The sequence below is a fragment of the Thermus antranikianii DSM 12462 genome (assembly GCF_000423905.1).
Classification (GTDB): Bacteria; Deinococcota; Deinococci; order Deinococcales; family Thermaceae; genus Thermus; species Thermus antranikianii.
Genome location: NZ_AUIW01000005.1, coordinates 92,874 through 112,551, shown reverse-complemented (window position 1 = coordinate 112,551; position 19,678 = coordinate 92,874). Strand labels below are relative to the sequence as shown.

General features: G+C 63.3%; 19 protein-coding genes. 8 read left to right on the top strand and 11 right to left on the bottom strand.

What is annotated here, in order from left to right; genetic code table 11:
* Nucleotides 1–136: 136 nt before the first annotated feature.
* Complete coding sequence (gene sdhA / locus G584_RS0106500; RefSeq protein ID WP_028493899.1) at nt 137–1,870, top strand: succinate dehydrogenase flavoprotein subunit; 1,734 nt, start codon at nt 137–139, stop codon at nt 1,868–1,870.
* An 8-nt stretch (nt 1,871–1,878) separates the two neighbouring features.
* Entirely contained in the window at nt 1,879–2,577 is a 699-nt protein-coding gene (locus tag G584_RS0106495; protein WP_028493898.1) for a succinate dehydrogenase iron-sulfur subunit, read from the top strand.
* Between the two features lie 52 nt (nt 2,578–2,629).
* Here the strand turns inward: G584_RS0106495 and aspS are convergent, their stop codons facing one another.
* From aspS to G584_RS0106470, 5 genes are all read right to left on the bottom strand, one after another.
* Nucleotides 2,630–3,898, bottom strand: coding sequence for an aspartate--tRNA(Asn) ligase (gene aspS / locus G584_RS0106490; RefSeq protein WP_028493897.1), 1,269 nt, complete (start codon nt 3,896–3,898; stop codon nt 2,630–2,632).
* Nucleotides 3,899–4,012: 114 nt separating this feature from the next.
* Nucleotides 4,013–4,312, bottom strand: a complete 300-nt coding sequence (locus G584_RS0106485) for a hypothetical protein (RefSeq protein WP_028493896.1) — start codon at nt 4,310–4,312, stop codon at nt 4,013–4,015.
* Complete coding sequence (locus G584_RS0106480; RefSeq protein WP_028493895.1) at nt 4,299–5,612, bottom strand: phospholipase D-like domain-containing protein; 1,314 nt, start codon at nt 5,610–5,612, stop codon at nt 4,299–4,301. The genes G584_RS0106485 and G584_RS0106480 overlap by 14 nt, the downstream gene beginning before the upstream one ends.
* Before the next feature lie 56 nt (nt 5,613–5,668).
* Nucleotides 5,669–6,424, bottom strand: coding sequence for a TatD family hydrolase (locus G584_RS0106475; protein ID WP_028493894.1), 756 nt, complete (start codon nt 6,422–6,424; stop codon nt 5,669–5,671).
* Complete coding sequence (locus G584_RS0106470) at nt 6,421–7,416, bottom strand: restriction endonuclease (RefSeq protein WP_028493893.1); 996 nt, start codon at nt 7,414–7,416, stop codon at nt 6,421–6,423. The genes G584_RS0106475 and G584_RS0106470 overlap by 4 nt, the downstream gene beginning before the upstream one ends.
* Before the next feature lie 329 nt (nt 7,417–7,745).
* Here G584_RS0106470 and G584_RS0106465 point away from each other — a divergent pair, with 329 nt between their 5' ends.
* Nucleotides 7,746–8,399, top strand: coding sequence for a flavodoxin family protein (locus tag G584_RS0106465; protein WP_028493892.1), 654 nt, complete (start codon nt 7,746–7,748; stop codon nt 8,397–8,399).
* Nucleotides 8,400–8,413: 14 nt separating this feature from the next.
* Here G584_RS0106465 and tsaB read toward each other — a convergent pair whose 3' ends face one another.
* Nucleotides 8,414–8,968, bottom strand: coding sequence for a tRNA (adenosine(37)-N6)-threonylcarbamoyltransferase complex dimerization subunit type 1 TsaB (gene tsaB / locus G584_RS0106460; protein WP_028493891.1), 555 nt, complete (start codon nt 8,966–8,968; stop codon nt 8,414–8,416).
* Between the two features lie 28 nt (nt 8,969–8,996).
* Here tsaB and G584_RS0106455 point away from each other — a divergent pair, with 28 nt between their 5' ends.
* Genes G584_RS0106455 through G584_RS0106440 form a run of 4 tightly spaced genes read left to right on the top strand, consistent with a single transcriptional unit; the run spans nt 8,997 to nt 14,598 of the window.
* Entirely contained in the window at nt 8,997–10,190 is a 1,194-nt protein-coding gene (locus G584_RS0106455) for a carbohydrate ABC transporter permease (RefSeq protein WP_028493890.1), read from the top strand.
* Nucleotides 10,180–11,373, top strand: a complete 1,194-nt coding sequence (locus G584_RS0106450) for a carbohydrate ABC transporter permease (RefSeq protein WP_028493889.1) — start codon at nt 10,180–10,182, stop codon at nt 11,371–11,373. The genes G584_RS0106455 and G584_RS0106450 overlap by 11 nt, the downstream gene beginning before the upstream one ends.
* Before the next feature lie 53 nt (nt 11,374–11,426).
* Complete coding sequence (locus G584_RS0106445; protein ID WP_028493888.1) at nt 11,427–12,680, top strand: ABC transporter substrate-binding protein; 1,254 nt, start codon at nt 11,427–11,429, stop codon at nt 12,678–12,680.
* Between the two features lie 55 nt (nt 12,681–12,735).
* The gene (locus G584_RS0106440) at nt 12,736–14,598 is read left to right on the top strand and encodes an aldehyde ferredoxin oxidoreductase family protein (RefSeq protein ID WP_028493887.1); all 1,863 of its coding nucleotides are present in this window, start codon (nt 12,736–12,738) and stop codon (nt 14,596–14,598) included.
* On the opposite strand, the gene G584_RS0106435 is transcribed toward G584_RS0106440, so the two are convergent.
* The 3 genes from G584_RS0106435 to glpX are packed head-to-tail and all read right to left on the bottom strand — an operon-like array spanning nt 14,595 to nt 18,004.
* Nucleotides 14,595–15,269 (bottom strand): DUF58 domain-containing protein, encoded by a 675-nt coding sequence (locus G584_RS0106435; protein ID WP_028493886.1) that lies wholly within the window; start codon nt 15,267–15,269, stop codon nt 14,595–14,597. The two genes, G584_RS0106440 and G584_RS0106435, sit on opposite strands and share 4 nt — an antisense overlap.
* Entirely contained in the window at nt 15,266–17,026 is a 1,761-nt protein-coding gene (locus tag G584_RS0106430; protein WP_028493885.1) for an adenosylcobalamin-dependent ribonucleoside-diphosphate reductase, read from the bottom strand. The genes G584_RS0106435 and G584_RS0106430 overlap by 4 nt, the downstream gene beginning before the upstream one ends.
* Before the next feature lie 9 nt (nt 17,027–17,035).
* The gene (gene glpX, locus G584_RS0106425; protein WP_015717753.1) at nt 17,036–18,004 is read right to left on the bottom strand and encodes a class II fructose-bisphosphatase; all 969 of its coding nucleotides are present in this window, start codon (nt 18,002–18,004) and stop codon (nt 17,036–17,038) included.
* A gap of 35 nt (nt 18,005–18,039) precedes the next feature.
* Between glpX and G584_RS0106420 the strand changes: the two genes are divergently transcribed.
* Nucleotides 18,040–18,246 (top strand): hypothetical protein, encoded by a 207-nt coding sequence (locus tag G584_RS0106420; RefSeq protein WP_015717752.1) that lies wholly within the window; start codon nt 18,040–18,042, stop codon nt 18,244–18,246.
* Between the two features lie 21 nt (nt 18,247–18,267).
* Here the strand turns inward: G584_RS0106420 and hisIE are convergent, their stop codons facing one another.
* Entirely contained in the window at nt 18,268–18,903 is a 636-nt protein-coding gene (gene hisIE, locus G584_RS0106415) for a bifunctional phosphoribosyl-AMP cyclohydrolase/phosphoribosyl-ATP diphosphatase HisIE (RefSeq protein ID WP_028493884.1), read from the bottom strand.
* Nucleotides 18,878–19,657, bottom strand: a complete 780-nt coding sequence (hisF, locus tag G584_RS0106410) for an imidazole glycerol phosphate synthase subunit HisF (protein ID WP_028493883.1) — start codon at nt 19,655–19,657, stop codon at nt 18,878–18,880. The genes hisIE and hisF overlap by 26 nt, the downstream gene beginning before the upstream one ends.
* Nucleotides 19,658–19,678 lie beyond the last annotated feature (21 nt).

Below are 19,678 nucleotides of genomic sequence, written 5' to 3'. Positions count from 1 at the left end.
GGAAGAAGAAGGCGGCCCTGGAGACCTTCTCCTTCCATCCCCTCTCCGCCCTCAGGTTCCTGGGGCTCTATGCGGTATAACGGTCAAGTCTGGGGAAGCCTCTCCCTTTTCAATCACGATTTCGGGGTGAAGTAATATGGCGCACAGACACGAGGTCATCGTGGTAGGCGCAGGTGGAGCGGGCTTAGCTACGGCTCTTTATGCCGCTAGGGAAGGTGCGGATGTGGCGGTGGTCACCAAGCTCTACCCCACGCGAAGCCACACGGGGGCAGCCCAGGGAGGGATAGGGGCGGCCCTGGGCAACGTGGAGGAGGACCACTGGGAGTGGCACATGTTCGACACGGTGAAGGGGGGGGACTACCTCACCGATCAGGATGCCGCCGAGGTCTTCGCCAAGGAGGTGATCGAGGCGGTCCTGGAACTGGAGCACATGGGCCTTCCCTTTGACCGGCTCCCCAACGGTAAGATCGCCCAGCGCCGCTTTGGCGGCCACACCAAGGACTGGGGCAAGGCCCCAGTGCACCGGGCGGCCCACGCTGCTGACCGCACCGGGCACATGATCCTCCAGACCCTCTACCAGCAGTGCGTGAAGCATAACATCACCTTTTACAACGAGTTCCACGTCACCGATGTCATCATTGAGGATGGGGTAGCCAAAGGGCTGGTGGCTTACGAACTGGCCACGGGGGAGCTTCACCTCTTCCAAGCCAAGGCCATCGTCATTGCTTCAGGGGGCTTTGGCCGCATCTATAAGGTGACCTCCAACGCCTACACCCTTACCGGGGACCTGCAGGCCATCCTCTACCGCAAGGGGCTTCCCCTCGAGGACATGGAATTCTACCAGTTCCACCCCACGGGGCTTTACCCCTTGGGCATCCTCCTCACCGAGGGGGCCAGGGGGGAGGGGGGCATCCTGAGGAATGCCCTGGGGGAGCGCTTCATGGAGCGCTATGCCCCCACCATCAAGGACCTAGCCCCAAGGGATTTGGTTTCCCGGGCCATGTACCTGGAGGTGCGGGAGGGCCGGGGGGTGGGTCCCAAGAAGGACCACGTGGTTCTGGACCTCACCCACCTGCCTCCTGAGGTCATTGAGAAGAAGCTGCCCGACGTTACCGAGTTCAGCCGTATTTACCTGGGGGTGGACCCCCTGAAGGAGCCGGTGCCGGTGATGCCCACAGCCCACTACGCCATGGGGGGGATTCCCACCACCCTTTGGGGCCAGGTCATCAAGGACGAGAACAACACCGTGGTGCCTGGGCTTTACGCCGCCGGGGAGGCGGCTTGCGTGAGCCTGCATGGGGCCAACCGCTTGGGGACCAACTCCTTGGGGGACCTGTTGGTTTTTGGCCGGCGTGCCGGCATCCACGCTGCCCGCTTTGCCAAGGATGCCGATTACCACGAGCTCACCGAGAAGCACCTGGGCGAAAGCCGCGAGCGCATTGAGCGCATTAAGAACTCCACCGGCAAGGAGAAGGTGGCGGTGCTTCGGGCCGAGCTCCAGCAGACCATGATGGACAACGCCTCCGTCTTCCGCACCGGAGAGCTATTGGCCAAGCAGGTGGAGATCCTGAAAGAGCTCATGGACCGCTACCGGCGCATCTCCATTGACGATAAGGGGGATGCCTATAACACCGAGCTGGTGGAGGCCTTGGAGCTCGGGTACCTCCTCGAGGTTTCTGAAGCCTTGGTGCACTCCGCTTTGAACCGCACCGAGTCCCGCGGGGCCCATGCCCGGGAGGACTACCCCGAGCGGGACGATGTCAACTGGCTCAAGCATACCCTGGCCTACAAGGTGGCTGACGGCAAGGTGACCTTCCGCTACAAGCCCGTGGTCCTGGGCCGCTTTGAGCCCAAGGCCCGCACCTACTAGGAGGCGCCATGCAGGTAACCCTGAAGATCCTCCGCTTTGACCCTGCCAAGGACCAAAAGCCCACCTGGCGCACGTACCAGGTGGAGGCCGAGCCTTGGGATCGGGTTTTGGACCTCCTGCACAAGGTGAAGTGGGATCAAGACGGCACCCTGGCCTTCCGCCGGAGCTGTGGGCACGGCATCTGCGGCTCCGACGCCATGCTGATCAACGGCAGAAACCGCCTAGCCTGCAAGACCCTGGTGAAGGACCTGGGAAACGTGATCACCGTGGAACCCATCCGGGGCCTGCCGGTGGAGAAGGACCTCATTGTGGACATGGAACCCTTCTTTGCCGCCTATCGGGCGGTGAAACCTTACCTCATCAACGATGAGCCTCCCCCGGCCCGGGAGCGCCTGCAAAGCCCTGAGGAACGGGAGCGGTTTGACCACGGCACCAAGTGTATCCTCTGCGCCAGCTGCACCACCAGCTGTCCTGTTTTCTGGGTAAACGGGACGTACCTGGGCCCTGCCGCTATTGTTCAGGCCCACCGGTTCATCTTTGACTCCCGCGACCGGGGAAAGAGGGAGCGCTTCAAGGTTCTGGGATCGGGGAGCGGGGTTTGGCGCTGCCGCACCGCTTACAACTGTACCGAGGCCTGCCCCCGGGATATCCCCGTAACCCAGCTCATAGAGGAGGTTAAGCGGGCCATCCTCTTTGACCGCTTCTAAATGTGGCCCTCTGCTTCGGACCCCACCCTGGCGACGCCAGGGTGGGGTAGCATCAGGGGGTGAGCCGGTGCCGGTCTCTGGGGAAGGCCCGGGCGTAGCGCACGTTGGGGAGGCCGAGAAGCTTTTGCGTGAGCCTTTCTGCCCCGATGGCGAAACCCCCGTGGGGGGGCATACCGTACTTGAAGACCTCCAGGTAGCCCTTAAAGCCCTCGAGGTCCATGCCCTTGGCCTTTAGGCTTTCCACCAGGTCTTGGTAATGGTGAATTCTCTGGCCCCCGGAGGTGATCTCCAGGCCCCGGAAGAGGAGGTCAAAACTCCTTGTGGTGCCGTTTTCCTCGGGGTAGGTATAGAAGGGCCTAAGGCTTCGGGGGTAATGGGTGATGAAGAGCCAGTCCGAACCCCAGTGCTCCTTGGCGTACTGGCCGAGGAGGCGCTCCGCCTCCTCGGAAAGGTCCTGGCCTACGGGGTAGCCCAGTTCTTCTTTGAGGATTTTCCGGGCCTCGGCGTGGGTCAGGCGAGGGATTTCCTTGGGGAAGGAGGGCCACTCGGCTCCCAAAAGCCGGATCTCGTTCCCGGCACTGGAAAGGGCTTCCTCCAGCATCTCCTGAAGGAGGTTTTCCTCAAGCCGCATGAGGTCCTCCTCCCCCTCGATGAACCCCATTTCCACGTCCAGGGAGAGGTACTCGTTTAGGTGGCGGCTGGTGTTGTGCTCCTCCATGCGCCAGACCGGGGCTACCTCGTAAACGCGCTCAAACACCCCCACCATGATTTGCTTGTAAAGCTGGGGGGACTGGGCCAGGTAGGCCCGGTACTCGAAGTAGTCCACCCCGAAAAGCCCTGAGCCTCCCTCGGCCCCGGCCCGCACCACCTTGGGGGTGAAGATCTCCGTGAAATCCTGCCGGTCTAGATAGCGCCTAAAACCCCGCACCAGGGCCGCTTGCACCTTGAGGGGAGCGCGGGCCTTTTCCCCCCTTAGGGTAACATAGCGGTATTCCAGAAGGGTGTCGGGGCTTGCCCGCCACTCCTCCTTGGGGATCTCCACCGGGGTGGGCTCCAGGGCAGGGGAGAGGATCTCTATTTCCTTTGCCTGCACCTCGAGGCCCCCTGGGGCCTTGGGACTTTCCACCACCTGGCCCCTTACCCGCAGGCTGCTTTCCGGCAAGGGGAGTTTCTGCCCTCCGGTCACCACCTGCACGATGCCGCTTCGGTCCCGTAGCAATAGGAACTGCACCTTGCCCAGGTCCCGCCGCCAGTGGAGAAAGCCCAGTAGCTCCACCTCTTCGCCCACATGCTTCTTCAAGTCCCGTACCAGAACCCGCATGCTCCCTCCTCTTAAGGTTTGACCCCCCCGGCCATGGGGGACCGGGGGGGCCGGATGGCCTTGCCCCCCGTCTAGGCGTCATTACCCTGGGGCAGACGCATATTGCCCTTGAGTTTAGGGGGTTTCTCCCCCTAGGTCAAGGCGCTCAAAGGCCAGGATCAGGCTGGGGAGGTCCTGGGGGTTCGCCACGGCGAAGAAGTTCTCCTCCACCTGGTACCGGGCTGCCCACTCCCCTTCCACCCCGGCCAGGTTTAGGGCCTTTGCCTCCTCCCTCAGGAAGCGGAGGCGCCTTAGGCGCACGTCCCCCGCCTCGGAGTAGAAGACCTGGTAGACCACGCCCCCTCGGCGCTTCTCCCCGTAGAAGCCCCCTTCTATGGGGCTTATCTCGTAGCCTAGGGCCTTAAGGGCTTCCATCCAGCACCTCGAGGGCCGAGGGATCCTCCAGGACGATCTCGTAGTAGCCGGCGTAAAGCACGATGCGCCCCCTGGCCCTTACCTTCTTACCCAGGTAGCTTTGGGGGAAGGGTTGCCGGAAGAGGGTGTAGCTCCTTGGGAAGACCACCAGCCTCAGGTCGCTTTCCCCGGGTCCGAACCGAAGGAAGGCCACAGTGCCCCGGTCTTCCACCTGCTGAATCACCCCTTCCACCGTGGCTATACGGCCAAAGTACTTAGGGGCATCTTGCCAGGGAATGACCCCTTCCAGGGGCGGTAGGGCAAAGGGGTTTTCGGTAAGCCCTGCCTGGAAGTCCCTTTCCATCACGGAAAGGAGCCTGGCGAAGGCCTCGGGGGCTTCCTTGCGGGTGAAGCGCACGGAAAGCTCCCGGTTGGCGTTTAAGGAGTTGGCGCTCAGGTTCAGGCTTCCCACGAGGGCCACCTCCCCGTCCACCACCAGGGCTTTGGCGTGCACGTAGGGATCGGGTAGGAAGCGGAGATCCGCCCCGGCCCGCCTTAGCTCCTCCGCTCCCGCCAGGAAGTAGGTGTCCCCGGGCTCCTGGGGGCTTCCCACCAGGCGGACCCGGACCCCTCTGGCCAAGGCTTCCTTAAGGGCGGCCACCACCTCGGGATCGGCCATGGCCTGGTGCTCCAGGAAAACCTCCCTCCTGGCCCCACGGATCAGAGCGAGGAGGGTTTCCCGGGCGTTGCCCTCCTTGACTCCGCCCAGGATGCGGCTTGGGGCCCAGACGAGAAGCGCCTGGGAGAGGTCCAGCCTTTTCCCCTCCCAGTCCGCTTCAAAGACCCTTACCACCTCCGCCACCTGCCTGGGATCGTCCAGGATGAGGGCGTACTCCCGGTTGGCGGTAAAGGAGCTTCCCGTGAGGTTCATGGTGCCCACCCAGGCCCGCTTGCGGTCCACCACCAGGCTTTTCTCGTGGACGAAGACGAAGCGGAAGGGGGTGGTGAGCTTGACATCTACTCCCCGTTCCTTCAGGGCCTGGAATACCGTGAGGTCCACCCGTCCCCCGGAGGGCTCCCGCTCCAAAAGGACCTTAACCTTCACGCCCCGGGCCACAGCCTCCCCCAAGGCGTCCACCACGTCCAGACGGCTTGGGGTCCAGAGGTACATCTTCACCAGGATCTCCTCCTGGGCCGAGGCGATGAGGTCCAGTAGCGGCTTGACCCCGTCCTCCGGCTCCACCACCAGCCTGGGGGCGGCCAGGGCGGTTAGGAGGAGGAAGACAAGGGGTAAGACAGGGGGTAAAAGGAGCTTTCTCATATTGCCTTTCATTTTGACCCATGGGGGTCAGGGAGCTTGCAAACAGAGGGCGTGGGCTATGTCCAGCGGAAGCAGGTTTCCGCGTTCTGGTCGGTGATGGATTCCATTTCCTCCAAGGTCATTCCCCGCACCTCCGCAAGCCTATTCAGGGTGTGGCGCACGTGGTGGGGAAGGTTGCGCTTTCCCCGGTGGGGTTCTGGGGGCAGGAAGGGGGTGTCGGTTTCCACCAGGAGCTTGTGCAGGGGAAGCCTTTGGGCGGCTTCCCGGAGGGCCTGGTTTTTCTTGTAGGTGAGAGGGCCTGCGAAGCTGAAGTAGGCTCCCACCTCGAGGCCCGCTGCCTCGAGGGCCGGGTGCCCGCCGAAGGCATGGAGAACCACCCTTTTGGGTCGGTGGGTGAGAAGCCAGGCGGCCAGGTCTTCCTCCGCTTGTCCATCCTTGCTCCGCACATGGAGCACCAAGGGTAGTCCGAGCTCCTCGGCCAGGGTTGCTTGGAACTCCAGGGCCTTGAGCTGGGCGGGCTTGGTTTCGGGGGTCCAGTAATAGTCCAGGCCGCTTTCCCCAATGGCCCGCACCCGGGGGTGACGGGCGTAATACCTTAAAGCCTCTTCCACCTCGGGGGAGAGCAGATGGGCCGAGGTGGGGTGGAGGCCTACCGCGGCGTACACATTGCCCTGGGCCAGGGCCAGGGTCCTCTCCCAACGGGTTGGGTCTACCCCCAGGGTGAGGATGGCCCTAAGTTCCGGAAAGTGGGCTTTGGCGTCTTCCAGCTCGGCTTCTTCTAGGAAATCCAGGTGGGCGTGGGTGTCGGTCATGCGTTCTCTTCGTCCTCTACCAGGATCCAGATGCGCTTAAGGGGAAGTTCGGCCTTAAGCTCCTCAGGCAGACGTTCGTAGCTCTCCAAGAGGTGCAGGATCAGGTCTTCAGAGTCCCACAGGCGGATTTCAAAGTAACTGGTGGGCTTTTCCTTTTTGGCCGTTTCCTTAAAGCCACCCCAGCTTACAAAGAGGCCATAGTTGGCTCCAAACTTCTTCATGGCACCCCGGAGCTCGTTGAGTTCCTTGGTGCCTATGGGGGCATCCCCGGACTTCACCTGAACGGCAATACGGGGGGATTCAAAGCCCAAAGGCCCGGAGCCTGCCAGGATGTCCACCCCACCATCGGGACCGGTGGGCGAGAGGAAGGTGCGGTAACCCTGGGCTTGAAGAATACCCTCCACCAGCCTTGCCAGGGCATGCCCCTTGAAGCGGCGGTTAAGGTAATCCCGGATGGCATCCCGGGCAAGTTCCTCGAGGTTTAGTTTTTCTGTCCCATTTCCGTTCTTTACATCTCCCCCATTTACTAATAGGTCGCGAACCCGTTCTTCTGCATTATTCCTTTGTATTTGGGCCACGGTCAGAGAGGAACCCAGGGAGTAGAGTAGATCCTGGTCCAGAGCCGCTCGTGGGATAGTCTTCAACCATTGGACTGGGCGTGTATGCTTGGCCCCGGGTGGGTTATCAGGTACGTAGCGATAGGGTCCGGTCACCGTTCCGAAGTGAATTTTTGGCTCTCGCTTGGAAGGGAGGGCCACCAAGTCTCCTTCCTTCATCTCTTTGGCAAAGGCCCATAACTCGCTGGCCCAGTTGATAAGGGCATTTCTGGACTTTTCTGAATATATCGTGCTCAAGTGCTGCAGAAGCGTCGCGCGGTTGTCCAACGAGGTGAGGTCAGGAACCTCGTCCCAGCCTACGGCGGCTACCTTGTTTTCGAGGCAAAAGGCCTCGGTTTCCCCTCTCTTCCCCGCCCGCACCAGCCAAAGGGCCATGTCTTTAATCTAGCATGGGAAGTTCCCCACCCTGGTCTCCCGGTCCGGTTGTGTGGATTGGACCCATGCAGTGGCTTTGCCGCTTGTTGACTGCTTGTGCCCTCCCCTGGTGGGGGTGGGGCTACACTTCGTTTCCCTGGGCCGCTGGAAAGGCTCCTCGGGCCCCACGTATACGCTGGCGTGGCGCCTCGAGGGGCCGGTAGTGGGGGAAGAAATGCTTAAGGGCTACCCCGTCCGGGCCCGGGGGATAGGGGAGTTCATGGCCGGGCCTTGGCGGCCTTGGGGTGCGCGTGCTATGCTAAAGGAGGTTTAGTGCTTGGGTGATATTTATGAGTCTACGCGTGCTCGGCGTCAACGCATCGGCGCGGACGGACGGGTTTACGGCAGAGTTGTTGGACGAGGTTTTGGAAGCCGCCAGGCGCCAGGGAGCCACCACCGAGCGCCTGGACCTGGTGCGGTACCCCTTTCCCTTTTGCGTAGGGAACTACTCCCAAGACCCTGCTTCCTGCGGCCCGGACACCTGCGTGCAAGGACCCTGGGACGGGTTCGGCAAGATAGCGGACAAGCTCATCCAGGCAGACGCGGTGGTTTTCGCCACGCCGGTCTACTGGTTTAGCGTTTCCGCCCGGATGAAGGCCCTTTTGGAGCGCATGACCTCCATGGAGAACCAGGGTCTCTTAAACCTGGGCAAGCCCATGGTCCTGTTGGCGGTGGCCGAGGAGGAAGGGGCCAGCCAGGCGCTTTCGCAGATGCTCCTGCCCCTTTCCTACATGGGGTTTGTCCTGGCGCCCCTGGGTTTGGTCTACGCCCATCACCGGGGGGCCGTGAGCCTCAAGGAGAACACCGAACTCATGGAGGATGCCCGCATTGCCGGGGAGAACCTGGTGCTGATGGCGGAAAGGCTTAGGGGAACCGCTTTCCGGGAACCCCTTCCCAGTTACCAGTACCGTCTACCCCGGTTGCCAGGAGTGGCGGCGGACTAGCAGGGACGCTTTATTTAAAGGTACAAGGGCTCTACCCCATCCCTGGCAAAGGGCAGAAGCTCGTAAAGGGCCCTGGGATCTGGGGGGGCGTCCAGGAGAAGGTGGCTACCCTGGAGCTGGGCCCTTGAAATTTCTTGGGCTTTGAGCTTCCTGGGGGGCTCTAGCACAAGCGGCTTCCCCTCATGCCTGGCATAGGTGGCCCCGTAGTAGAGCCCGTTTCTGGCGGTGAAAAGGGCGGTTAGGGGAGGCCCACCTTCCTCCAAAAAGGGCCAGCAGGCGGCGAGGAGGGAGCTTACCCCAAACACCTTGGCTCCATAGGCTAAAGCGATACCCATGCCGGCTGCCAAAGCGATGCGAAGGCCGGTGTAGGAACCCGGGCCCTCCCCTAAGACCAGGGTGCCGATCTCCTCCCGCTCCACGCCCACTTCCCTGAAGAGCTCGTCCAGTAAGCCGAACAGGGCTTCCTCGTGCTTACGGCCTAGCCGCACCACCCGGCCCACCCCCTCTTCCCCGCGGAAAAGGCCCAAGGAAAGGTAGGGAGTGGCGGTGTCCAGGGTGAGGGTCCACACCCTTCCATCCTATATACTCCGGCACAGGATGCGGACCTTTCCCCTCTATGCCCTTCTGTCCTTGGGGGCGCTCCTTGCCCTGGGTGTGTACGCTTCCCGGCTTGGCTTTCTCCCGGGGGCCTGGGTGGGGGCGGGGCTTGGGCTTTACGCCCTTCTCGTCCTGTGGGGGCTTCGTTTCGGTCGGCACCATGCCCTTTTGGGGCTTGGGCTTTTTGCGTACTGGTTCCCACCCCTGGCCTTTCTGGCTCCTCTCTTGTTCGCCCTCTTGTTTGGCCGGGGCCTGAGGGAAAAGGAGCAGTCAGCCCTCTACGGCTGGGCCTTGGTTTGGCCGGCCTTAGCCCTCCTTCTGGTCTGGCATGCTTTCCCCACCCTTTACGCCTTTTACCTGAGCCTCTTTGAACGGGTTAACTTCCTGCGCCCGGCGGCCTTCGCTGGCTTGGAGAACTACCGCATCCTCCTCCAGGACCCTCTTTTCTGGAGGGCCTTGGGGAACACCTTCTGGTACGTGGTCTTTACCGTGCCGGTGGGTCTTCTCCTGGCCACAGGGGTGGCCATCCTCCTGAACACCCAGGTGGCCTTCCTGGGGTTCTACCGCACCCTTTACTTCCTCCCCTACATCACCGCCCTCACGGCGGCGGCGGCGGTGTGGCGCTGGATCTACCACCCGGAATTCGGTTTTCTCAACTGGCTTCTTGGTACCCCGGGTCTCGACTGGCTGAACACGCCCAAGGGTGTCTTCGCCCTTCTCCTCGAGCCCCTGGGAGTTCAGCCCCAGGGTTTTTGGGCGGGGCCCAGCCTGGCCTTTGTGGCCATCATGGTCATGAGCGTGTGGCACTTTCTGGGATACCAAGTGGTGATCCTCCTGGCCGGGCTTCAGGCCATTCCCAAGGAGTATTACGAGGCGGCGGAGCTGGATGGGGCGAGCTTTTGGCAGAAGCACCGGCTCATCACCTGGCCGCTTCTTTCCCCCACTACCTTCTTTCTTTTCACCCTGGGGCTCATCGGAGCTTTCCAGGTGTTCACCCAGGTCTACATCCTTACCCCCACGGGTGGGGTGTTGCAGGATACCCTTACCCTGGCTTTTTACCTCTACAACAAGGGTTTCCGCGACTCGGATTTCTCCTACGCCAGCGCCATCGCCATGGTGACCTTTCTCCTCATCCTGGTCCTCACCCTGATTCAAAGGCGGGTTTTGGAGAGGCGGGTGAACTATGAGATTTAGGCCCGGTGTCCTGTTCGTGCACTTGCTCCTCCTCCTGGGGGGGCTCGTCATGGCCTTTCCCTTCTACTGGATGCTGGCCACCAGCCTAAAAAGCCCCCAGGAAGCCCTACAGGCCAAGCCTATCTGGATTCCCGAGCGCATGAAGCCGGCGAACTGGCTCAAGGCAGCCAGGCTGGGGGATAGCCCTCTATGGGGGGGCTTGGCACCTGGAAGGAGCGTGGAGCTGGTTTTCCCTGGGAGGGAAGGGCATCCGCCCAGGGCCTTGGTACCCCGCACCCCTGGGGCTTTTTTTGACCCCCGGGCGGATGGCACCCGGGTGGAGGTGGTGTATCGGGAAGGGGCTTGGCGGGTGCGGCTGACCAACGCCACGGAGGAAGCCTTCCGCTTTTTGCCCCTGGTGGTGCTCTGGCCCAAGGAAGTCCCTCTGGAGGCGCCCTTGCCCCCCGACGCCATCCGCTCCCAGGGGGAGTACTGGCGGCTGGAGTGGGTGAATGCGGTGCCCGGGGCCTTGGGCTACGTGCTCCACAACTACCTGGAAGCCTGGCATGCGGCTCCCTGGGCGCGCTACTTCTTCAATAGCTTCTTCACCGCCTTGACCCAGGTGGCGGTGGGGCTTTTCCTGGCGGCCCTGGCGGCTTTTGCCCTGGCCCGCATTCCCTTTCCCGGCAAGGAGGCGGTGTTCGTGCTCATCCTGGCCACCATGATGGTGCCGGGGGAGGTGCTCCTCATCCCCAACTACGTGCTTCTGGCCAGGCTGGGCTGGCTGGACACCTACTACGCCCTTATCGTGCCCTGGCTGGCCTCGGTGTTTGGCATCTTTCTCCTTCGGCAGTTCTACCTTTCCTTGCCCCAGGATCTTTTTGATGCCGCCCGCATAGACGGGGCGGGGTACCTGACCCAGCTTTTCCGCATCGCCCTGCCCTTAAGCCTTCCCGGGCTGGTGTCCTACGGGATCTTCACCTTCCTGGGGGCCTACAACGCCCTCCTTTGGCCCCTTATCGTCACCCAAAGCCCGGAGATGCGCACGGTGCAGCTGGGCTTGCAAGCCTTTGTTTCCGAGGCGGGGTCAGACTACGGAGCCTTGATGGCGGCCAGCACCTTCGTGATCCTCCCCGTGATCCTGGGCTACTTCTTCGCCCAGCGCCAGTTCATCCAGGGGATTGCCCGCTCGGGGCTCAAGTAGGCTGACCTTGGCTTGACAGGAGGAGGGATATACTCTCCTTGGAGGTCTTGTGTATGCGGAAAGCGCTTTTGCTGGTGGCGGTTTTGGGGCTAGCGTTGGCCCAGCAGGCCAAGCCTGAGGACGTTATCAAGGAGCAGTGCAGCAAGGCTAGGGTGGTGGCGGAGCTCTGGCACGGTTTCACCGGCGGGGCACCCAAGGCCGCTTTGGAGAACTTGGTGGTGGAGTTCAACAAGACCCAGCAAGGCCGGTGTGTGCGCCCCGTGCCTCAAGGGGGGTACCGGGATCTTTCCACCAAGATCAAAGCAGCCTTCGCCGCAGGGAAGGTGCCCGCCATGGCCCAGGCCTACGAGAACAACATTGCCTTGTACCTCGAGGCCAAGGCCCTTCTGCCCATTGAGTCCTTGGGGGTGAAGCTTCAGGGGGTCAACCTGGCCTTCCTGAACGCCGTGCGCTTCGGCGGGGTGGTCTACGGGGTGCCCTTCAACAAGAGCATCCAGGTCCTCTATTACAACAAGGACCTCCTCAAGAAGCACGGGGCCAAGGTGCCAGCTACCCTCGAGGAGTTCGTTGCCTTAAGCAAGAAGCTTTCCCAAGCGGAAGGAGGGCCTGTCTACTGGTTCCAGCCGGATGCCTCCACCTTCGCCTACTTCTTCTTCAACCTGGGAGGAAGCTACCTGAAAAACGGCAAGCTGGTGCTGAACTCCAAGGAGGCGGTGGAGGCCCTCACCCTCCTGCAAAACGGGGTGAAGGAGGGGTGGGCCAAGGCCATCACCTCCGGGTACATCAACCAGAACCTGGGCTCCGGCCCCTACGCCTTCAGTGTGGATACCTCCGCCGGCTACACCTACTACCGCCAGGGAGCCAAGTTTGACCTGGGGGTGGCCACCCTGCCGGGCCGCACCTCCGGCCAGGTGGGCTTCGGCCTGGTCCAGGGCACCAACCTGGTGGTCTTCCGCCAGGCCAGCAAGGAGGAGCAGGCGGTGGCCAAGGACTTCCTGCAGTTTGTCCTCTCCCCCAGGGCCCAGGCGGTCTTCGCCACCGCTACCGGGTACGTGCCGGTGACCGAGGGAGCCCTGAAGGATGTGGTCTACCAGACCTACGCTACCGAGAACCCCGACTTCGCCACCATCGTGCGCCAAAGCCGTTACGCCAAGTTTGAGCCGGCTTTGGCGGAGTGGGAGCAGATCCGCTTTGACGTCCTGGGCCAGGCCATCAAGGAGGCCATTTTGAACAAGGCGGATCCCAAGTCGGTCCTGGACAAGGCCCAGAAGCTGGCCGAGGATCTCTTGGCGGGGAAGACCCGCTAGCTCAAGCAGGGTTTTTTACCCCTGGGGCTTTGGTCCCAGGGGTTAAACTTTAGCTATGCCCAAGGGCTATCACGACCGCGTGGCCTTCGTGGACCTCTCCACGGGACGGATCTGGTATGAGAGCTACGGCGAGGCTTTCTGGCGCAGGTTTCTTGGGGGCAGGGCCCTTTCCGCTTACCTTCTTTTGAAGCATGTGCCCAAGGGAGCGGATCCCCTGGGCCCGGAAAACGCCCTTATCTTTGCCCCCGGCATCCTCACCGGCACCCCCATCTCGGGGTCGGGCCGCAACACCGTGGCCGCCAAAAGCCCCCTCACCGGAGGGTATGGGGATGCGGAGGCCGGGGGGTTCTTCGGTGCCGAGATGAAGAACGCCGGCCTGGACGCCCTGGTGGTCCTGGGGCAGGCGGAGGAACCCGTATACCTTCATGTGGAGGGTGGCGAGGTGGCCCTTCACCCTGCCTCCCATCTTTGGGGTAAGGATCCCTTGGAGGTGGAAGCCCTCCTCAAGGCGGCGCATGGGCCCAGCACCCGTGTGGCCCAAATCGGTATCGCCGGGGAGAACCAAGTTCTCACCGCCAACGTGATCCACGACTTGGCCCACTTCGCCGGGCGAGGGGGCCTGGGGGCGGTGATGGGAGCCAAACGCTTGAAGGCGGTCTCCGCCCGGGCCAGAAAGGATACCCGTCCCACTTACCACGATCCCGCCCTCCTCTCCACCCTGGCCCGGCGTATGGCGGGGGAGCGCATGGAAAGGGCCGCGGGCCTGGTCACCATGGGTACCGTGGGCACGGTGAAGCCTTTCAATCTCCGGGGGGTTCTTCCCAGCCACAACTTTCTAGATGGTTTCCTGGAAGGAGCCGAGGCCTTGGACGGCACCAGCTTGGACGCCCTGGGCATCCGCATCGGTCGGGATACCTGCTACGCCTGCGCCATCCGTTGCAAGCAGGTGGTGCGGATCGAGGGCACCGGCAAGTACGACGTGCGCCCCGAGTACGGGGGGCCGGAGTACGAGGGGCTTGGGGCTTTGGGCTCCACCTGCGGGGTCACGGATCCCTATGCGGTCACCAAAGCCAACACCCTTTGCAACCAGTACGGTCTGGACGTGATCGGGGTGGGGGTGACCATTGCCACGGCCATGGAGGCAGTGGAGAAGGGCTACCTGGACGACGAGGGTCTGGGGCTCCGCTTCGGCAACGGGGACGCCTTGATCGCTGCCATAGAGAAGCTGGCCCGGAGGGAAGGGCGGCTTGGGGAGCTCTTGGCCTTGGGGTCCAGGCGGCTTTCGGAGGCCATCGGCCATCCGGAGCTGGCCATGCAGGTGAAGGGCCAGGAGGTGCCCATGCATGACCCTCGGTACAAGCGGGCCCTGGGGGTGGGATATGCGGTGAGCCCAACGGGAGCCGACCACAACCACAACCTGCACGACACCGCCTTCGCCAAGGAGGGGAAGGCCCTAAAGGAGCTTCGCTTCTATGGGGAAGACTTTGCGCCCCTTCCCCCAGAGGACCTTTCCGAGGCCAAAATCCGCATGCTCTGGACCAAGACCCGGGAGCGGGGCTTCGTGAACAGCTTGGTGATGTGCGACTTTGTGCCCTGGACCCCAGAAGAGTGGCAGGAGGCCATCTACGCCACCACAGGCTGGCGGCTTTCCCCTAAGGAGATGCTGGAGGTAGGGGAGAGGACGCTTCAGCTCACCCGGCTTTTCAACCTACGGGAGGGGATCGGTCCGGAGGAGGACCGCCTACCCGAGCGCTTCTTCCATCCCTTCCGCAAGGGCAGTCCAGAGGCCTATTTGGATAGGGAGGCCTTCCAGGAGGGCGTGCGCACCTACTGGCGGCTTGCGGGGTGGGAGAAGGGAAGCGTGGACCCCGGAAGGCTAAGGGCCCTGGGGCTTGAGGAGTTTACCCAGGCGTACTAAAGGGGCTCCACCACCCCCTGGCGGAGGAGGGCGGGAAGGGGAGGTTCTCCCACCTTCAAGAGGGCGTAGCGGCCCCGAAGAAGGGCGAGGAGGCGGAGGGCTTTTAAGTGCCCCTCGAGGGCCTTTTGGTACGCCCTTACCTCCTCCGGCCCCACGGGGAGAGATTCCCCGGTTTCCACGTCCTTGAGGAAGGCTTCCTCGAGGGGCGGGGCCAGCTCCATGGGCGCCAGGACCTGGACCAAGACCACCCGTTTCGGAAGGATCCTGGGCCAGGGCAAGGGGTCTAGCCCATCGGTGATGAGGACCAGGGTGCCCCGGCCCGGGCGAAGGGCTTCCGGTCTGCCCCGTTCCAGCCGGGCCAGGGCGTCCTCCTGGCGGGCGATCCCCAGGAGGAGCCTCGCCACCTCCTCCCCGTAGGCCAGCTTGCCGAAGAGGCGCATGCTTTCGCTTTCGTCCAGGTAGATGCGGAAACGGCTTCGCTCGGGTGCGGTTTCCAGGCGGGTGTAGAGCCTTCCCGTCTTGGCGTAAGCCCTCCAGTGGACCCGCCTTATTTCGTCACCGGGGGCGTAGGGGCGGAGCTCGTAAAACTCGCCTCCCAGACCCTTTCTGCGGGCCAGGCGCTCCCCCGGGTAGGGAAGGTAGGGCCGGGTGGCGATGCGGTAGCGGGTCATGCCGTTTGGCAGAAGGTGCAGACCCCCACCGGGGGCAGGGGTTCGATGACTTCCTCCCGGCTTCCCTCCCGGAAGACGGTGATGCCCTTGCACCCCTCCTTCCAGGCGGTGAGGAAGAGGTTTTCCACCACCTCCTTGGGGGTTTCCCGGGGGAGGTTCACCGTAGAGGAGATGCTTTGGTCCACATGGCGTTGCAAGGCGGCCTGGAGGCGTACCCTCTGGAAAGGATCCACAGTATGAGCCGTGGGCCAATCTGGCACCTCGCCTCCTCGTTCCCTGCGGTACCGCTTCAAGAGGGGATGTTCCGCCAAAAACACCTGTCCCCCGGCATGGCGCAGGTAGGTGAGGGCGAAGATGGGTTCTATGCCGCTCGTCACCCCGGCCAGGATGGAGATGGAGCCGGTGGGGGCGATGGAGAGAAGGGCGGCGTTCCTCAGGCCCTTTTCCACCGCCTGGATGAGGGCTTCGGGCAGGGACTGGATGAAGGGGCTTTTTATGTGCTCCTTTGGGTCAAAGGCTGGGAAGGAACCCCTTTGCCTTGCCAGGCGGGTGCTTTCCCAGTAGGCGGCTTCCTTGATGCGGCGCATGACCTCTTCCGCAAACTTTAAGCTTTCCTCCGCACCATAGGGCAGTCCCAGCATGGCCAGGGTGTCCGCCAGGCCCATGATCCCAAGGCCAACGCGCCGGCTTCTTAAGGAGGCTTCCCGTTGGGCCCTCAAGGGATGGCGGTTCTTTCCCAGGTCCACCACCGCATCCAAGAAGCGCACGGCCAAACGGGTGGCCTCCTCGAGGCCTGCCCAATCCAGCCGGGCCCTGTCCGTAAAGGGCTCCTGTACGAAGGCCGCCAGGTTAAGGCTTCCCAGGTTGCAGGCCCCATAGGGTTCCATGGGAACCTCCCCGCAAACGTTGACCCCTTCCACCTCCATCCCCCCGTACTGGGCCGTGGCCCAGGTGCGCACCCGGTCCCAGAAGAGGAGGCCGGGTTCGGCGCTTTGCCAGGCGGCCTCCACCAGGAGGTCCCAGGCTTCCTTGGCCCGGATGGTCCGGGTTATGTGCTCCCGGGGTGTGGTGAAGGAAAGCGTCCAGGGTTCGTCGGCCAAGGCGGCTTGTAAAAAAGCGTCCGTGGCCCTTAGGGAGATGTTGGCGTGGCGCACCCGGCTTCGCTCGGGGTCGGTTTTGACCTGGAGGAAGTCCAGGAGGTCGGGATGGGTGTCGGAGAAGGTGAGCATCAAGGCACCCCGCCGCCCCCCGCTGGCCCCCATGACCCCCGCCAGGGTGGAGAAGAGCTCCATGAAGCTCACCGCCCCCGAACTCTCCATGCCTGCGTTGCCCACCTTAGCCCCCTTGGGCCTCAAGGCATCCGCATTGCTCCCCACCCCGCCCCCGTAGGCGAAGGTGCGGGCGGCCTCGTCCAGGAAGCGGGTAATCCCCTTCACCGAGTCCTCCCGGATGGGGATGTAGTAGCAGTTGAACAGGGTGGACCGGCGCCAGTTCCCCAGGCCGAAGAGGATCCGTCCCCCGGGGACAAAGCGAAAGTCGGAGAAGAGCCAGGCGAACTCCTGCGTGGCTCCCTTTTCCACCCGGGTGACTCCTTGGACGAGCCGCTGCCACATCTCCTCCGGGGTGGCTTCCAGGAGCCTGCCTTCCGGGTCCTTTAGGGCGTAGCGGTGGAGGAACACGGAGGCCCTAAGCTCATCGCCCTGGAAGAAATCCAGGGCAAGCTTTAGGGCTTCTTCCTGGGCGTACCAGCGGGGCACGCCCTTAGTCTAAACCCGAATGGTCACCCGGGCTCCGGTTTCAAAAAGATGAATGGAGTCTATGAACCGAACGGTGCGGGTGGCGTGGCCCAGAACGATGGAATGGGTCCTGGCCCCGCCCCCGAAGAAGCGCACCCCCTGGAGGATATCCCCGTCGGTGATGCCGGTGGCGGCGAAGACAATTTCCCTTCCCGGGGCCAGGTCCTCGGTGCGGTAGATGCGGTTTTCGTCCCCTCCCATGGCCTTGAGCCGGGCTCGTTCCTCCTCGTTTTGGGGGGTGAAGCGGGCCTGGATCTCCCCGCCCAGGCACTTTAAAGCGGCGGCGGCCAAAACGCCTTCAGGGGCTCCGCCAATCCCCATCACCGCATGCACCCCCGTGCCCCGGATGGCGGCGGCCAAGGCGGCGATCACGTCCCCATCGGAGATCAGCTTCACCCGGGCCCCTGCCTCCCGGATCTCCCGGATGAGGCGTTCGTGGCGGGGGCGGTCCAGGACCACCACCACCAGGTCCTCTACAGAGCGCTGGAGCGCCAAGGCTAAGGCTTTCAGGTTGGCGGAAACCGGCCAGGAAAGATCCACAAGCCCCGCGGCCGGGGGGGGAACGATGAGCTTTTCCATGTACATGTCGGGGGCATGGAAGAGGCCGCCCTTCTCGCTGATGGCGATCACGGTCACGGCGTTGGGCAGGCCCTTGGCGGCGGTGGTGGTGCCCTCCACAGGGTCCACGGCGATGTCCACCTCCACGCCCCCTTGGCCCAGGACCTCCCCGATGTACAACATGGGGGCCTCGTCCATCTCCCCTTCGCCGATGACCACCGTGCCCTTTATGGGGAGCTCGTTCAGGACCCGGCGCATGGCCTGGGTGCCCGCCTCGTCCACGGCCTCCTTATCCCCCTTGCCCGCTAGGCGGCTTGCCGCCAGGGCGGCCTGTTCGGTTACCCGCACCACCTCGAGGACCAGTCGGCGCTCGATTTCCATGTTTCCATCATAAGGGGTTGGGCTAAGCTGGAAACATGACCGCCTTGGTGCCCGACGGACCCTGGCTTTACCGAAAGGCCACCCAAAAGCGCTTCCTCCGCCTAAGGAGGCGCTACCTCCGGCGCTTGCGGCAGAAGGGCTTCACCGCCTACCTCCTGGGATGGCTCCGCCTTCTCGGGAGGGCGGTCCTTCTGGAAGGAAGGCTCTGGCTGAGCGCTCCCGCCCAGGGGAGGCGGCGCTAAGGCCAGGGGGGAAGGGGGTGCTTAATTGGGCGCAGGGCCGCCTGGGGGCCGGTGCCGTTCCCAGAGGGTTCTGGCTAGGTCCTCTGGGCCGAGCCCCAGTTCCGCCAGCACGATGAGGAGGTGGAAGAGAAGGTCCGTGGCTTCCCAGCGCACCTCCTCAGGGTTTTGGTTCTTGGCGGCGATGATGACTTCTCCAGCTTCCTCCCCAATCTTCTTCAGGATCCGGTCCAGGCCCGCCTGGTGGAGCTTGGCCACGTAGCTTCCCTCGGGAAGGGTTCTAAGCCGCTCCTGGATGGTGGCGTAGACTTGGGAAAGGACAAAGCCCAGGCTGGGTTCTCCGGAAAGGAGGGGGCGGTGGAAGCAGCTTCGCTCCCCCGTGTGGCAGGCGGGGCCGTGGGGAAGGACCCGGTAGACCACCGCATCCCCATCGCAGTCCAGGAGGACCTCCACCACCTCCTGGATGTTCCCTGACGTTTCCCCCTTGCGCCATAGGGTCTTTCGGCTCCGGCTATAGAAGGTGCTCCGCCTTGTCCTTAGGGTTTCCTCCAGGGCTTCCCGGTTGGCGTAGGCCAGGGTCAGGACCTCGCCCGTTTTGGCATCCTGTACCACCACCGGCACTAGGCCCTGTTCATCAAACTTCACTTGGGATAGGTCCATCTAGGCGCACCTCCAAGCCCTGTTCGGCCAGGAATCGCTTGAGTTCGGGTATGGGGATCTCGCCGAAGTGGAAGACGCTGGCGGCCAAGGCGGCGTCGGCCCCGGCCAGGAAGGCCTCGAGGAAATGCTCCTTTTTCCCCGCCCCCCCGCTTGCGATCACCGGCACGCTCACTGCCTCGGCCACCATGCGGGTGAGCCTGAGGTCGTAGCCTTCTTTGGTGCCGTCCTTATCCATGCTGGTGAGAAGGATCTCCCCAGCGCCAAGCTCTACCCCCCTAAGGGCCCATTCCACCGCGTGAAGCCCCGTGGGGATGCGCCCGCCAGCGATGTAGACCTCGGGGAAGTCCCCGTTCCAGCGGGCGTCAATGGCCAGGACCACCGCCTGGGAGCCGAAGTGGTCCGAAAGCTCCTGGATGAGTTCGGGGCGCTTCACCGCGGCCGAGTTCACGCTCACCTTGTCGGCCCCGGCCAGAAGAAGCCTACGGGCATCCTCCAAGGAGCGGACGCCTCCCCCCACGGTTAAGGGGATGAAGACCCTTTCCGCCACCTGGGCCACCACCTCCAGGAGGATGGCCCGCTCCTCGTGGGTGGCAGAGATGTCCAAAAAGACCAGCTCGTCGGCGCCGGCCTCGTCGTAGGCCTGGGCGGCTTCCACGGGGTCGCCCGCATCGCGGAGGTTTACGAAGTTGACCCCCTTCACCACGCGGCCTGCGTGGACATCCAGGCAGGGGATGATGCGCTTGGCCAGGCTCATAGGGAATCCACCTTAAACCGG

Bases quoted from the DNA above. Each gene is read 5' to 3' on its own strand.
- sdhA (WP_028493899.1), top strand. From the start codon at position 137: ATGGCGCACAGACACGAGGTCATCGTGGTAGGCGCAGGTGGAGCGGGC.
- G584_RS0106495 (WP_028493898.1), top strand. From the start codon at position 1,879: ATGCAGGTAACCCTGAAGATCCTCCGCTTTGACCCTGCCAAGGACCAA.
- aspS (WP_028493897.1), bottom strand. From the start codon at position 3,898: ATGCGGGTTCTGGTACGGGACTTGAAGAAGCATGTGGGCGAAGAGGTG.
- G584_RS0106485 (WP_028493896.1), bottom strand. From the start codon at position 4,312: ATGGAAGCCCTTAAGGCCCTAGGCTACGAGATAAGCCCCATAGAAGGG.
- G584_RS0106480 (WP_028493895.1), bottom strand. From the start codon at position 5,612: ATGAGAAAGCTCCTTTTACCCCCTGTCTTACCCCTTGTCTTCCTCCTC.
- G584_RS0106475 (WP_028493894.1), bottom strand. From the start codon at position 6,424: ATGACCGACACCCACGCCCACCTGGATTTCCTAGAAGAAGCCGAGCTG.
- G584_RS0106470 (WP_028493893.1), bottom strand. From the start codon at position 7,416: ATGGCCCTTTGGCTGGTGCGGGCGGGGAAGAGAGGGGAAACCGAGGCC.
- G584_RS0106465 (WP_028493892.1), top strand. From the start codon at position 7,746: ATGAGTCTACGCGTGCTCGGCGTCAACGCATCGGCGCGGACGGACGGG.
- G584_RS0106455 (WP_028493890.1), top strand. From the start codon at position 8,997: ATGCGGACCTTTCCCCTCTATGCCCTTCTGTCCTTGGGGGCGCTCCTT.
- G584_RS0106450 (WP_028493889.1), top strand. From the start codon at position 10,180: ATGAGATTTAGGCCCGGTGTCCTGTTCGTGCACTTGCTCCTCCTCCTG.
- G584_RS0106445 (WP_028493888.1), top strand. From the start codon at position 11,427: ATGCGGAAAGCGCTTTTGCTGGTGGCGGTTTTGGGGCTAGCGTTGGCC.
- G584_RS0106440 (WP_028493887.1), top strand. From the start codon at position 12,736: ATGCCCAAGGGCTATCACGACCGCGTGGCCTTCGTGGACCTCTCCACG.
- G584_RS0106435 (WP_028493886.1), bottom strand. From the start codon at position 15,269: ATGACCCGCTACCGCATCGCCACCCGGCCCTACCTTCCCTACCCGGGG.
- glpX (WP_015717753.1), bottom strand. From the start codon at position 18,004: ATGGAAATCGAGCGCCGACTGGTCCTCGAGGTGGTGCGGGTAACCGAA.
- G584_RS0106420 (WP_015717752.1), top strand. From the start codon at position 18,040: ATGACCGCCTTGGTGCCCGACGGACCCTGGCTTTACCGAAAGGCCACC.
- hisIE (WP_028493884.1), bottom strand. From the start codon at position 18,903: ATGGACCTATCCCAAGTGAAGTTTGATGAACAGGGCCTAGTGCCGGTG.
- hisF (WP_028493883.1), bottom strand. From the start codon at position 19,657: ATGAGCCTGGCCAAGCGCATCATCCCCTGCCTGGATGTCCACGCAGGC.